General features: G+C 73.1%; 10 protein-coding genes. 3 read left to right on the top strand and 7 right to left on the bottom strand.

Annotated elements, in window-relative coordinates; genetic code table 11:
* Nucleotides 1–13: 13 nt before the first annotated feature.
* The 5 genes from BMW85_RS24060 to BMW85_RS24030 form a co-directional block, all read right to left on the bottom strand.
* Nucleotides 14–1243: a CaiB/BaiF CoA transferase family protein gene (locus BMW85_RS24060; protein ID WP_091085258.1), complete on the bottom strand. Its 1230-nt coding sequence runs from the start codon at nucleotides 1241–1243 to the stop codon at nucleotides 14–16.
* Nucleotides 1243–2454: a CaiB/BaiF CoA transferase family protein gene (locus BMW85_RS24055; RefSeq protein ID WP_177240846.1), complete on the bottom strand. Its 1212-nt coding sequence runs from the start codon at nucleotides 2452–2454 to the stop codon at nucleotides 1243–1245. The genes BMW85_RS24060 and BMW85_RS24055 overlap by 1 nt, the downstream gene beginning before the upstream one ends.
* Nucleotides 2451–3467 (bottom strand): NAD(P)H-dependent flavin oxidoreductase, encoded by a 1017-nt coding sequence (locus tag BMW85_RS24050; protein ID WP_091085254.1) that lies wholly within the window; start codon nucleotides 3465–3467, stop codon nucleotides 2451–2453. The genes BMW85_RS24055 and BMW85_RS24050 overlap by 4 nt, the downstream gene beginning before the upstream one ends.
* 61 nt (nucleotides 3468–3528) lie before the next feature.
* Nucleotides 3529–4638, bottom strand: a complete 1110-nt coding sequence (locus tag BMW85_RS48560) for an acyl-CoA dehydrogenase family protein (RefSeq protein ID WP_177240845.1) — start codon at nucleotides 4636–4638, stop codon at nucleotides 3529–3531.
* 23 nt (nucleotides 4639–4661) lie between these two features.
* Nucleotides 4662–5858, bottom strand: a complete 1197-nt coding sequence (locus BMW85_RS24030) for an acyl-CoA dehydrogenase family protein (RefSeq protein WP_091085248.1) — start codon at nucleotides 5856–5858, stop codon at nucleotides 4662–4664.
* A gap of 303 nt (nucleotides 5859–6161) precedes the next feature.
* Here BMW85_RS24030 and BMW85_RS24025 point away from each other — a divergent pair, with 303 nt between their 5' ends.
* Genes BMW85_RS24025 through BMW85_RS24015 form a run of 3 tightly spaced genes read left to right on the top strand, consistent with a single transcriptional unit; the run spans nucleotide 6162 to nucleotide 11259 of the window.
* Nucleotides 6162–6971, top strand: coding sequence for an ABC transporter ATP-binding protein (locus tag BMW85_RS24025; protein ID WP_245775026.1), 810 nt, complete (start codon nucleotides 6162–6164; stop codon nucleotides 6969–6971).
* Between the two features lie 31 nt (nucleotides 6972–7002).
* Nucleotides 7003–9825 (top strand): ABC transporter permease subunit, encoded by a 2823-nt coding sequence (locus tag BMW85_RS24020; RefSeq protein ID WP_091085245.1) that lies wholly within the window; start codon nucleotides 7003–7005, stop codon nucleotides 9823–9825.
* Nucleotides 9826–9861: 36 nt separating this feature from the next.
* Nucleotides 9862–11259: an ABC transporter substrate-binding protein gene (locus BMW85_RS24015; RefSeq protein ID WP_091085243.1), complete on the top strand. Its 1398-nt coding sequence runs from the start codon at nucleotides 9862–9864 to the stop codon at nucleotides 11257–11259.
* Nucleotides 11260–11380: 121 nt separating this feature from the next.
* Here the strand turns inward: BMW85_RS24015 and BMW85_RS24010 are convergent, their stop codons facing one another.
* Both BMW85_RS24010 and BMW85_RS24005 read right to left on the bottom strand, forming a co-directional pair.
* Nucleotides 11381–12199 (bottom strand): VOC family protein, encoded by an 819-nt coding sequence (locus BMW85_RS24010; protein WP_091085241.1) that lies wholly within the window; start codon nucleotides 12197–12199, stop codon nucleotides 11381–11383.
* Between the two features lie 60 nt (nucleotides 12200–12259).
* On the bottom strand, nucleotides 12260–13702 hold the full coding sequence (locus BMW85_RS24005) for an MFS transporter (RefSeq protein WP_245775025.1): 1443 nt from the start codon (nucleotides 13700–13702) through the stop codon (nucleotides 12260–12262).
* Between the last annotated feature and the right edge of the window lie 204 nt (nucleotides 13703–13906).

Here is a 13906-nt window from a genome sequence, read left to right as displayed (position 1 = left end):
TTGCCTGTGCGGTTCAATCCAGGACCTGCTCGACGGCGCCCTCGGCGGCGAGCGCGGCGACCTCGTCCGCCGTGAAGCCCAGGAGCTCGGTGAGGACCCGCTCGTTGTCCTCGCCGAGCAGCGGGGCCGCCTTGGTGACGCGGTACGGCGTCAGCGACAGCTCCGCCTGGGCGCCCTCGTACGGCATCATCCCCATGACGGGGTGCCGCTGCGGACGGAAGTAGCCCCGGTGCGCCACCTGCGGGTCGGACTGGAGGCCCCGCGCGTCGTGCACCGGTCCGGCCGGCACCTCCGGCTGGAGCGTACCGACGACCTCGGCGACCGTCCTGGCGGACGTCCACGCGGCGAGGGCCCGCTCCAGGCGGTCCTCCTGCTCCTTGCGCCCGGACAGCGTGGCGAGCCGGGGGTCGGCCGCCCACGCGGGCTCGCCCAGGGCCCGGCGCAGGGCCGTCCACTGGTCGTCGCCGGTCACCGCGATGGCGACCCATCTCTCCCTGCCGCCCTCCGGCAGGCACGGGAAGACGCCGTGCGGGGCCGCCGCGCGGTCGCGGTTGCCGTCGCGGGTGGCGACGTGGCCGGTGAGCTGGTGGTCCACGAGCTCCGGCGCGAGGAACATCAGGCCGGTCTCCATCTGGGACAGGTCGATGTGCTGCCCCTCGCCGGTGCGGTCGCGGTGCTCCAGTGCCGCGAGCACGGCCACGGCCGCGAACCGCTGCCCGATGAAGTCCGTGTACGCCCCGTACGGGGAGCCGGGATCGCGGTCGGGCCAGCCCGTCAGCTCGCAGTACCCGGACATGGCGGCCAGCACCGTGCCGAACCCCGCGAACCCCCTGCGCGGGCCGGTCTGCCCGTTCATGGACGTCGAAAGCATGATCAGGGAGGGGTTGACCGCGCGCAGCCGGTCGTAGCCGAGCCCGAGCCGGTCCATCACGCCGGGCGTGAACGCCTCGACGACGACGTCGGCCCAGGCCGTCAGCCGGGCCGCGACCCGCCTGCCGCCGTCGGTGGACAGGTCGACCCCGAGGCCGAGCTTGGAGGCGTTGTAGTCGGCGAAGAACTGCGAGCGGTTGAGCCCCGGCACGCCGTCCTTGAACGGCGGCGCCTTGCGCAGCACGTCCACCGAGCGGGTGCTCTCGGTGCGCACCACCGTGGCGCCGTACTCGGCCAGGTAGCGTGCCGTCAGCGGGCCGACGCCCACCCAGGACGCGTCCCACACGTTGACGCCGTCGAGCGGCCCGCCCATCAGATCGTCCCTTCGCCGCGGTGGCGGGACAGCTCCTCGGCGGACAGGCCCGCTTCGTCCCGCCACACCGTCTCGTTGTCCGCGCCCGGCCCGGCGACGTGGCCGCCGCCCGCGAGGGGGCTGGCCGGCAGCCGGGCCCACACGCCCGGGACGCGCAGGTCGCCGGTGGTCAGGAAGTATCCGCGCGCGGCCAGCTGCTCGTCCGCCATCAGGTCGGGCACCGTGTTGACCGGCGCCACCATGAGCCGGCGCGCCAGCGCCTTGCGGGTCAGCTCCGCCTTGGTCTCGGTCAGGAAGTACGCCGCCAGCGCCCCCGTCAGCAGCCCGGGGAACGACGGGTCGTCGGCGGCCAGGGTGGGCGACCCGAGCCGCCCGGCGTCGTAGGCGGCCAGCGCGGGCGGCAGGAATCCCTCATCGCGCAGCCAGGCGACGTACCCGGCCGGGCCGGGCCCGAAGGGGACGGTGGCGAGGACGTGCCCGTCGCGGCAGCCGAACAGGTGGCGGTAGGGCTGGCCGGGGACGGGCGCGCCGAAGGAGGCCCGGTCCACCACCGAGCCGTCGGTGTAGGGGCCGGGCACCGCGTTCATCAGGGTGCGGATCGTGGCGAGCTGCGCCGAGACGTCCACGTGCTGGCCCTGGCCGGTGCGCCGGGCGTGGCGCACCGCGGCGAGGGTGTGCACGACCGCCTCGGCCGCCGCGTGCAGGAAGTACTGGCCGGAGCTGATGCGCACGGGCGGGCGGTCGGGGTCGCCGTTGGTCCACACCGCGCCGCCCGTGGCGGCGACGACGAGGTCGGCGGCTGCGTGGCCGGCGTAGGGGCCGGTCCGGCCGAACGGGGTGACGCTGACCAGCACCAGGCGCGGGTTCACGGCGGACAGGGCGGCGTGGCCGAGCCCTCGCCCCTGGAGCGTCTCCCGCTCGTACGACTCGATGACGACGTCCGCGGCGCGGGCCAGCCGCAGGAACAGCTCCCGGGCCCCCAGCCGGGCCAGGTCCAGCGTCACCGAGCGCTTGCCCCGGTTGAAGGCCGGCCACGCCGGGTTCGGCCGGCCGGGGGGCGCGCCGGCCCGCCGGTCGAGCCGGGCGGGATCGCCTCCGGGCGGCTCGACGAGGGTGACCTGGGCGCCGAGGTCGGCCAGGACGCGCCCGCTCAGCCAGGCCCGCTCGGTGGTCAGGTCGAGCACCCGCAGGCCCGCCAGCGCCCCGCTCACCACGCCCCGCCCGGCACCCGACCGGACTCGGCGGCCTGGGCGGGCTCGGCGGTCAGGGCGTGGGTGGTGCGGGCGGCCTCGGCGTACTCGGCGGCCAGCCGGTCCACCAGCTCGGCGACGGAGGGGACGTCGCTGACGCCGGAGACGGAGTGACCGGCGCTCCAGATGTCGCGCCACCTCTTCGGCGCGCCCCCTTCGCGGCCCTCCAGCGCCGTCATGGAGAAACGCTTCGGCCCGAGCCCGAACTCGGCCGGGTCAAGCCCCTGGGCCAGCAGCGACCGCCGCAGCAGATTCGTCTCCAGTCCCGAGAGGGCGTTGGTGAGATGGATGTCGTCGAGCTCGCTCTCGACCACGAAGTCCTTGTAGCGCTCGTCGGCTCGGGCCTCCCGGGTGGCGATGAAGCGGGTGCCCATGTAGCCGAGGTCGCACCCCAGGGCGCGGGCGGCGAGCAGGGCGTGCCCGTCGGCCTGCCCGCCCGAAAGGGCGACGATGCCGTCGAAGCGCTGCCGCACCGCCCGCACGAACGCGAACGGGTTGGCGCTGCCGGTCTGGCCGCCCGCGCCGGCGGTGAGCAGGATCAGGCCGTCCGCCCCGGCGTCGATGGCCCGCTCCGCGTGGCGCACGGTGGCCACGTCGCACCAGACCTGGATCCCGGCCGCGCGCAGGGCGGGGGCGACGGCGGCGGGCGAGCCGACGGAGGTGATCACCGCGGCCGGCCGGTGCCGCAGGATGACGTCGAGGTCCTGGTCCAGGCGGGGGTTCGAGCGGTGGACGATGAGGTTGGGCACGCAGGGCGCGGCGTCGGGGCCGCACGCGGCGGCGATGCGGTACAGCCACTCGTCGAGCTCGCCCTCGGCCCGGCAGTTGGCCGTCGGGAAGCTGCCGAAGACGCCCGCCCGGCAGGCGGCGATCACCAGCTCGGGGCCGGAGACGAGCAGCATGGGCGCGGCTACGAGCGGCAGCCGGGCGCGCTTCAGCACGGCACGGCGGTCCTGTGGCAGGTCAGCGGTCATGGATCACCTCAGGAGGTCAGGCCGTGGCGGGCGCCCCGGTCGTGGGGCGCCCGCCGCCGGGTCACACGCCGAGCTTGTCGGCGAGCCGGTCGAGCTGGTAGTCGCCGTCGCCGGCGAGGACGTTCCCGGCGATCGCGTTCTTGTAGTAGAAGTGCGCGTCGTGCTCCCAGGTGAAGCCGATGCCGCCGTGCAGCAGCATCGTCTCCTTCGCCGAGGTGAGGTAGCCGGAGGAGGTGAGCGCCCGCGCGGCGGCGGCCGCCGCGCCGAGCTTCGCGGGCTCCTCGTCGGCCGCCCTGGTGGCCTCGCGCAGCGCGGCGTCCGACAGCGCCCACCGGTTGTACATGTCGGCGAGCTTGTGCTTGACGCCCTGGTAGGCGCCGATGGGCTGGCCGAAGGTGTAGCGGACCTTGGCGTACTCGGTGGTCATGGTGAGGCAGGCCAGCATGGCGCCGGACTGCTCGGCGGCGATCGCGAGGTTCGCGAGGTCGGCCACGCGGTCGAGGGCGGCGGCGGCGTCGCCCGCGAGCGGCCGGGCCGGGGTGCCGTCGAACGTCACGGTGGCCGTGCTGCGGGTCGGGTCGACCCCGGCGTCCCTGCTCACGGTCAGGCCGGCGGCGTCGCCCTCGACCAGGTAGAGCGCCGCGCCGCCGGGCCCGGTGGCCTGGACGAGCAGCACGCCGGCCTCCGCGCCGTTGAGCACGGCGATCTTGGTGCCGGACAGGGTGACGGCGTCGCCGGAGCCGGTCGCGGTGGTGGCGGGCGTCCCGGGGATCCAGTGACGCTCTCCCGGCTCGCTGACGGCGAGCGCGCCGACCAGGCCGCCCTCGGCGAGCCGCGGCAGGAGGTCGTGCTTGGCCGGCTCGTCGTCCAGGGCGAGGAGGGCTCCGGCGGTGAGCACGCAGGCCAGCAGCGGCGAGGGCACGAGGCCGGCGCCCAGCTCCCGCAGCGCCGCCGACAGGTCGGCGTGGGTGGCGCCGGCGCCGCCGTACTCCTCCGGGATGATCAGGCCGGCCAGGCCGAGGTCGCCGGCCAGGCGCGACCAGACCTCCGCGTCGTAGGCGTGCTCGCCGCCGATGACCTCGCGCACCCGGGGCATCGGGCTGCGGTCGGCGACGAAGCGCTTGACCGTCTGAGCGAGGCTCTTCTGGTCGTCGGTGAAGATGAGAGACACATCAGCTCCTGGAGGTGGGACGGTCAGCGCGAGAGCTTCAACTTGTTGTACGGGGTGTTGCGGTCGACGCCGGGATCCTTGGCGAGCCCCAGCACCCGCTCGCCGATGATGTTGCGCTGGATCTCGTTGGTGCCCCCGGCGACGGCGTTGCCCGGGGCGGCCACGACGGCCATGACCACCCGCTCCAGGTCGGCCCCGCCCAGCGCGAGGTCGGCGCCGAGGAGGTCCTGCGCCAGGTCGGCGGCCCACAGGGCCTGCTCGGCGCCGGCCAGCTTGGCGGCGGAGCCGCGGGCGCCGATCGGCACACCGGCCATCGACTCCTCGTGCAGCACGCGGCCGTAGGCGCCGAGCGCCGACTCGCGGGCGTACAGCAGCGCCAGCCTGCGCCGGACGGCGGGGTCGTCGTTCAGGCCGCGGGCGCGGGCCAGCTCCAGGAGCGAGTCGAAGCCGAGCGGGTTGGAACGGGCGCGCGTGCCGGTGCCGATGGTGACCCGCTCGTGGCGGAGCATCACCACGGCCGCGGCCCAGCCCTCGCCGACCCGCCCGATGACCGCGTCGTCGGAGACCTCGACGTCGTCGAAGAACACCTCGTTGAACGGCGCGTGCCCGGTCGCCACGACGAGCGGCCGCACGGTGACGCCCGGGTGGCTCATGTCGACGATGAACATCGTGATGCCGCTGTGCTTGGGCACGGACGGGTCGGTGCGGGCGATGATGGCGCCGTAGTCGCTGTGCTGGGCGCCGGAGGTCCACACCTTCTGGCCGTTGATGATCCAGCCGGTCTCGGTGCGGGTCGCGGTGGTCTGCAGGCTGGCCACGTCGGAGCCGGCGGAGGGCTCGGAGAAGAGCTGGCACCAGATCTCCTCGCCCTTGAGCAGCGGCGGCAGGTAGCGCTTCTTCTGCTCCTCGGTGCCGAGCTCCAGGATGGTCGGGCCCGGCATGCCGAGGCCGATGGTGAACGGCCCGGTGGGCAGCTCGAAGTCCGCCGCCTCCTCCGAGAAGGCGATCAGCTCGGCCGGGCCGAGGCCCTGGCCGCCGTACTCCTCGGGCCAGGTGATGCCGGCGAAGCCCGCCTCCCACAGCGCCTTCTGGAACCGCTTGGACTCCTCCAGCGGCACGGCGGTGCCCTCAAGATCGTAGTCGGCCGCCTCGTCGAACGGTTTGGCGTTCTGCTCCAGCCAGGCGCGGGCCCTGGCGCGGAACTCGTCGGTGGAGGTCATAGGCGTTCCTCTCGTGAGTGCTGTCAGGCCGCCGGGGCGGGTTACGGGAGAAGCGGGGGCGGGCGCGGGCCCGCGAGTAGACCCACGTCCGCCCCCCCCCTTTGAAAACACGTTCTGTTTAGCGAAGGCTCGTCTGTTCGGGAGCGGATGTCAAGAGCATGCAGACACCTTGTCTACAGCTTGGATATTGACAACGGCGACGCGTCTGGTCACGCTCCCTACAACGGAAACGGGTTCCTTTTGTGTCGGAGGACGTCCGGCGCCGCCGTCGAGGACGCCCCCTCCTCAGGAAGTGAGCACACCATGGACGTTGCACAAACCACCCCCGCCACCCCTGGAGGAACGGACACCGGAACCGTGCTCGGGCTGGCGGACGTGACGGTGCGCTTCGGGGGGATCACCGCGGTCGACGCCGTCACGCTCGACGTCCCGCGCGGGCAGGTGGTGGGCCTCATCGGGCCCAACGGCGCCGGCAAGACCACCCTTCTGGACGCGATCTCGGGGCTGCGCACCCCCACCGAGGGGCGCGTCGCCCTCGACGGCGCGGACGTCACCTCCCGGTCGGCCTCCTGGCTCTCCCGTCACGGCGTCCGCCGCACTTTTCAGCGGCACCAGGCGTTCGGCTGGCTGAGCGTGCGGCAGAACGTGCTCGTGCCGCTGGAGTGGCGGACCCGCGGGCGCGGGCTGCTCGGGGACGTGCTGGGCCTGCCGCATCGCCGGCGCGAGACCGCGGCCCTGCTGGAGCGGGCCGACGAGGTCATCGAGCTGTGCGGGCTGTCGGCGGTGCGGGACGTGAGCGCGGCGACCCTGCCGATCGGCCGGCTGCGGCTGCTGGAGTTCGCCCGCGCCATCGTGGACGAGCCCCGGCTGCTCCTGCTCGACGAGCCGACGTCGGGGCTCGGGCCTCGGGAGACCGAGCTGCTGCGCGAGGTCCTGCTCGGGCTGGTCCAGCGGCACGAGCTGACGGTCGTCCTCGTGGAGCACGACATCGACTTCGTGATGGGCCTCGCCGACCGCATCGTCTGCCTCGTCCAGGGCGGCGTGCTCGCCGACGGGCCGCCCGCCGAGATCCGCAAGAACCCCGAGGTCATCGCCGCCTATCTCGGCAGCTGACAGCCGACCGACCCCCTCTTAGGAGTCTTCGTTGCAGTTCTTCAGCATCACGATCAGCGGGGCGGTGTCGGGCGCCATCTACGCGCTGCTCGCGATCGGGCTCGTCCTTTCGCACTCGACCTCGCGCATCTTCAACTTCGGCCACGCGGCGACCGCCTTCGCCTCGGCCTACCTCTACCACCAGTTCCACGTCGCGCTCGGCTGGAACAAGTGGCTGACGCTCCTGGTGATCGTCGCCCTGTTCGCCCCGCTCATGGGCTGGGCGTGGGACCGCCTGGTGTTCCGCCGCCTGGCCGACGCCGAGGAGTCGACGAAGATCGTCGCCGGGGTCGGGGTGCTCATCGTCGTGCCGGCGTTCGTGCTGCTGGTGTGCGCGATCCTGCGGGACACCCTGGGGATCCCCTTCCAGGACGTGGCCGAGGTCTACCAGGTGCCCGGCGTGCTGCCGGCCCAGCAGCACCAGATCGCCCAGGGCCTGGTCCTCAGCAACAACCAGCTCGTCGCCCTGGGCGCCAGCGTCCTGCTCTTCGTCACGATGTGGGCCTTCCTCCGCTTCACGCCCCTCGGCCTACACATGCGGACCGCGGTGGACAGCCCGGTGCTCGCCCGGCTGCGGGGCATCAACACGGGCCGGGTCTCGACCCTCTCGTGGGTGATCAGCTTCTTCCTCGCCGCCGTCGCGGGCGTGCTGGCAGCCCCGTTCCCCGGCCCGTTCGGGCTGGTCAACGACAACTACACGCTGGCGCTGTTCGTCGCCACCACGGCCGCCGTCGTGGCGGGGCTGCGCTCGGTCCCGCTCGCCTTCCTCGCCGGGCTGCTCATCGGCGCCGTGCGCAACATCGTCGTGGCGTACGTCAACGCCGACTACCTGGGCGCGTTCGGCGCCTGGGCGGCCAAGGTCTACGGCCTGACCGCGTCGGTCCCGTACGCCGTGCTGTTCATCGCGCTGATCCTGCTCGGCCACGACCGCAAGCGGCGCAAGGCGGGCACCGCCGCGACGGCGGCCAAGCCCACCCCCGACTACCGGGACGACCTCAGCCCGTTCAAGAAGGCCCTGCCCTGGATCATCAAGTCGGCCGTCATCCTGCTGCCCGCCCTGTTCCTCGCCAACGGCATCTGGCGGCAGTTGTTCATCTACGGGTTCGCGCTCGGCATCATCCTGCTGTCCTTCACCATCGTGACCGGGCTCGGCGGCATGGTGAGCCTCGCGCAGGGCGCGTTCGCCACCGCCGCCGGCCTCACCGTCGGCCTGCTGCTCGCCAACGGCTGGCACTACGTGCCCGCCACGGTGGTCGGCGTGCTGGTCGCCGCCGCGCTCGGGGCGCTGACCGCGCTGCCGGCCCTGCGATTGTCCGGGCTCAGTCTCACCTTCGCCACCCTGGCACTGGCGCTGCTGGCGACGAACGTGCTGTTCAAGATGGAGTGGTTCTCCAACGGCACGGCCGGCTGGTCGATCCCGCGGCCCCGGTTCGGGCCGATCGACCTCGGCGACGACCGGGTGCTGCTGATCGCCGTCTTCCTCGTCGTGCTGCTGCTGGTCTGGATGGCGAACAACCTCACCAACTCGGCGGCGGGCCGCGCGATGATCGCGGTGCGCACGGCCGAGCCGGCCGCGTCCGCGTCGGCCGTCTCGCCGCCGGTCACCAAGCTGCTCATCTTCGTCATCTCGGCCGCCGTCGCCGGGCTGGGCGGCGTCCTCGCCGTCACGGTCTACGGCACGATCCTCAACACGGCGAACCCGCCGCAGGCCACGTTCCTGTGGCTGGCGATCGTCGTCATCGTCGGCGTACGCAGCCCCGGCGGCGCCATCGAGGCCGGCATCATCAGCGCCGTCCTGCCGTGGATCATGGCGCACGGCTTCGACCTCGGGCCGATCAGCTGGGGCGGCACCAGCAACGACCTCATCCCGCAGGTGCTGTTCGGGCTCGGCGCCATCCAGCTCGCCGCCCAGCCGAACGGCCTGCTCGCCACGCAGTCCATGGCCGCCAGGCACCGGCGCGACCGCAGGCGCGCCAAGCTCGCCGCGCAGGCCGAGGCGCAGGCCGCCGCCCAGGCCCCTGCTCAGGTCTCGTCCCCGGCCTCTCCTGAGCCCGCGATCGAGGTGAGCGAGCCGGCGGCGCCCGTCGGATCCGTCCCGGTGGCCGACCGCTCGCCCGGCCTGCTGGAGCTGCACGGCGTGCACGCCGCGTACGGGGAGGTCGAGGTGCTCCACGGCATCGACCTGACCGTGCGGGAGGGCGCCATCCTGGCCCTGCTGGGCGCCAACGGCTCCGGCAAGACGACGCTCTGCGCCACCATCGCCGGCCTGGTGCCGGTGACGAGCGGCCGCATCGTGTTCGACGGCGAGGACATCACCGCACTGGACACGCTGCGGCGCGTCGAACGCGGCCTCGTCCTCGTACCCGAGTCCCGGGGCGTCTTCCCGTCCATCACCGTCGACGAGAACCTCAGCATCTGGCTCCCGTCGAAGGCCGACCGCGCCAAGGTCTACGAGCAGTTCGAGTCCCTGGCCCGGCGGGCCGGGCAGCCGGCGGGCAACCTGTCCGGCGGCGAGCAGCAGATGCTCAGCCTGGCCCCCTTCCTCGTCCGCCGCCCGCGCCTGCTCATCAGCGACGAGCCGTCGCTCGGCCTGGCCCAGCTCGTCACCGCCGAGATCATGGCCGCGTTCCAGCGTCTCCAGCAGGAGGGCACCACCGTGGTGCTCGTCGAGGAGAAGGCCCGCGACGTCCTGACCGTCGCCGACCAGGTCGGCGCGCTGCAGACCGGCCACCTCCGCTGGGTGAGCGAGCGGGCCGACGTCGACGAGCAGCGCGTCGCCGCCGCCTACCTCGGCATGTCCGCCGTCGTGCACTGACCCCCCGGCCAACGAACCTTTCGAAAGGCAAACAGCATGACCTCTGCGCGCACCCGCCGGCTCCGGCGGTTCAACACCCTGGTCGCCGTGACGGCCGCCCTGTCGCTCACGGCGTGCGGCGGCGGCTCCTCCGGCTCCCCCGAACCGGCCTCCCGCCCGGCCGTCGCGGCCAAACCGCTGACCGCGCAGCAGGCCGGCGAGGAGATCGTCAAGATCCTCGGCGAGCTGCCCGAGCTCACCGGCGACACCGTACGCGGCGTCAACGGCAAGGTCATCACCGTCGGCGGGACCGGGACCAACACCAAGGCAGGCCAGCACACGCTGCCGGGTCTCGACGTCGGCGCCAAGGCCCGGCTGGAGCGTGCCAACCGCGAGGGCGGCGTCAACGGCTACACCTTCGAGTACGCGGGCTTCCAGGACGACAACGGGCAACCGGCCGCCTCCCAGCACGCCACGCAGAGCCTGGTCGAGTCCGAGAAGGTCTTCGCCCTGGTGCCGTACGTGCCGGCGTCCGGCGTGAACGGCGACTACATCGTCAAGAACAAGGTCCCGACGTTCGGCTGGCTGGGGCAGGACTTCTGCGCCTGGGACAAGAACCCGTGGATGTTCAGCACCTCGGGCCAGGCGTCGTGCGCGGAGGCGCTGCCCGGCAAGGTCGTCGGCTCGTCGTCGTCTCTGGAGCAGTACCTGAAGGCGTCGGGCAAGGACCCCGCGTCGATCAAGTTCGGCGTCTTCGCCTCGTCCGACCCGTACGGCAAGGCCGGCGTCATCTCGGCCAAGGCCATCGCCGCCAACCTCGGCATCGACGTCGTGTACGCGGAGGCGGACCTGCCGAGCGCCACCGAACCCCCGCTGTCCGACTACACCCCCATCGCCTCGCGCATCATGTCGTCCGGCGCCGACGTCGTGTCGGCCAGCGTCACCGCGCCCGCCCTGCTGGGCGTGCTCGGCGCGCTGAAGTCGCTCGGCTGGACCGGCGACATGCTCTACGGCCAGGCCGCGCAGGCGCTGCTCGACAACGCCGGCACCGCGCAGACGGTGGACGGCATGTACGGCACCACGTCCCAGGGCGCCCTGGCGTTCGGCGAGGACAAGTTCGCCCAGGTCAGGGAGGACCTCAAGGCCATCGGGTCGGACGCGCCGCCGGACGGCATCGGCACCGTTACGACGTACTGGGCGGCCGACCTCTTCCTGCAGGCGTTCGCCAAGATCGAGGGTGAGCCCACCGCGGAGAAGCTGGCCACGGTGCTGAACGGCGGCTCGTTCACCTACGAGGCCATCCCCGGTGTCACCTGCTCGCAGTCCTGGCCGGCCGGCCGGGTGCTCACCCCGGCCTGCGCGGGCGTGGTGAAGTACGACGCCACCGCCAAGAAGCTGGCGCCGCTGACGCCGCTGGCGGACGTGGGCGGCTACTTCATCGTCGACGGCCAGTAAGGCCCCGCGAGGACAGGAAACCCCCGATCCCCGCCCCCACCGGCACCAGTCCGGCGGGGGCGGGGATCGCGCGTCCCGGTGCCGGTGGGCGAGGAGTTTGTCTCCTCGCCCACCGGGCGAATCACCGGGTCGCGGGGACGGAGTCCGGGAGGCGGTCGTGGCTCTCGCCCGCCAGATCGGCGACCCGGATGCCGAGCTCCGGCACGACGGGCTCGTCCTCGGCCGCCCGGAGCGCGCCGGACGGCTCCCACGCCGCCGCCCCGTCCTGCCGGAAGCCGAGGAGCCGGAGCCCGGGCCGTTCGTCGGGGTCGGCGGCGAGCAGCAGGTCCGACCCGCCGTCCCAGCGGTAGGAGGAGAGCCCCGGCCCCCACGTGGTCTCGGCGCCGCCGAGCAGGTCGCGGAGCACCAGGCGCGCCTTGTCCTCGTTCGCGACCCGTCCGACGACCACCGGCAGCGCGGCGGCCTCGGCCGCCGGCTCCGGCCAGGGGGCCGGCTGCGCGCCCGGCATGTTCGCGGGCAGCTCGGCGGGCAGCCCCTCGGACTGGGCCACCTGGACGAGGAAGCCGAGCCCGGTGGCCTTGGGGTGCAGGAACGCCTCCTGCCAGATCGGGTTGCCCAGGTTGACGAGGATCGGCTCGAAGCCCAGCGACCGGGCCGCGGCGAGTACGGCCCGGATGTCGCGCACCTTGAAGGTGAGGTGGTGCGACCGGGCCGGCGCCTGCGCGCCGTCGAGGAAGCGCTGGACGAACGCTCCCGGCTCGCTGCCGGGCTCCAGGAGCTCGACGCCCATGCCATCGGCGTACCGGAGCTGGGCCGGTTTGAAGGTGGGCTGGGAGTGGCCGCCGGTCCAGCGCCCGCCGAACCGCTCCGCGAGCACGGGCCCGGCCTGGGCCCAGCGCCGCACCGCGAGGGCGACATGGTCAAGGGAGTATGCCGTCATGTGTCACCTTTCCGTGGAGCATCAAGACAAGGATCGCAAGGCGGGGCGCGGAGCCGCCGGTCAGCCCGAGCTGGCGGCGGGCTCCGCCTGGACGCCGCCCGGCAGCGGCGCGGGCCCCGCGCCCGTGCCCCGCCGGCGGGGCAGCAGCACGCTCAGGAGTACGGCGGCGCCCACCGCGGCGGTGGCCACGGCCAGCGCCTGCTGGAGGCCGGTGCGGGAGGGCAGCACGGCGGAGCCCAGCTGGATGGTCTGTACGGCCAGCACGGCGCTGATGACCGCGCTGGCCAGGGACGTGCCGATGGAGCGCATGAGCGAGTTGATGCCGTTGGCGGCGGCGGTCTCCGACAGCGGGACCGCGTTCATGATCGAGGCCGGCATGGCGGCGTAGCCGAGCCCGGCGCCGGCCGAGACCACGGTCGAGGCGACCACGACCTGCCACACCTCGTCCATCAGGAACAGCGCGCCGCCGTACCCGGCGGCGCTGAGCAGGCCGCCGATCACGAGCGTCACCTTGGGCCCGTACGTGCCCGTGAGGCGGGCCGAGACCGGCGACAGCACGATCATCATCACGCCGCCCACCGCCATCCACAGCCCGGCCTCCAGCATGGACAGCCCCAGGCCGTAGCCCGTGGCGGCGGGCGCCTGCAGGAGCTGGGGGAACACGAGGCTCGAACCGAACATGCCGAACCCGAACGCGACGGACGCCGCGTTCGTGATCAGCACCTCGCGCCGGACGGTCATGCGCAGGTCGACCAGCGCGTCGCGGGTCCGCAGCTCCACGAACCCCCAGACCAGGAAGATCACCACCGCGGCGGCGAACAGCCCCAGGGTCAGCGGGCTCGTCCAGCCCCAGGCGGCGCCCTTGGTGATGGGCAGCAGGAAGCACACCAGCCCGGCCGACAGACCGGCCGCTCCCAGGAAGTCGAACCGGCCCCCGGTCCGCAGCGGCGAGTCCGGCACGAGGAAGCGGGTCAGCACCAGGCCGATCGCGCCCATGGCGGCGGCCACCAGGAAGAGCATGTGCCAGTCGGCGAACTGCGCGACCAGGGCGCCCAGGGGCAGCCCGATCGCGCCTCCGGCGCCCATGGTCGCGCTCATCAGCGCCATGGCCGAGCCGAGCCGTCCGGGCGGCAGCAGGTCGCGCATGAGGCTGATGCCGAGCGGGATCGCGCCGACCGCGCAGCCCTGCAGCGCGCGGCCGGCCACGACGACGGGCAGCCAGCTCGACGCCGCGCAGATCAGCGATCCGGCGCACATGAGCGCGAGGCTGATGAGCATCATGCGCCGTTTGCCGTACATGTCGCCCAGGCGTCCGCTGACCGGGGTGAACACGGCCGAGGACAGCAGCGTGGCGGTGATGACCCAGGACGCGTCGTCCACCGAGGCGGACACCAGTCGCGGCAGGTTGGGGATGATCGGCACGACCAGGGTGAGCATCATCGCCACGACCATGCCGCTGAAGGCCAGCGCGGCGGTCACGAGGTGCGACGCACGACGGGTCACGGGTGCCGCCACCGTACTCCTTCTGCTGGGGATGATGCCCGCACCTTAATCCGGACGCGCTTTGTCTGTAAATAGGCGGGCACTCTTGACATCCCCGAGAACGCTGACCTAGCTTCTGTTTTGCAGACATGTTTCGTCCATATTAAACGCGCAGCTCAACCTCCCTTTTCCAGGGGCGAAGCAGCCCTCTCGGACGCCTGCTGA

Origin of the sequence: Nonomuraea wenchangensis (assembly GCF_900111685.1) — a bacterium.
Taxonomy (GTDB): Bacteria; Actinomycetota; Actinomycetes; order Streptosporangiales; family Streptosporangiaceae; genus Nonomuraea; species Nonomuraea wenchangensis.
The sequence above is the reverse complement of the archived record's forward strand: the minus strand, read 5'-3'. Positions and strand labels throughout refer to the sequence as shown.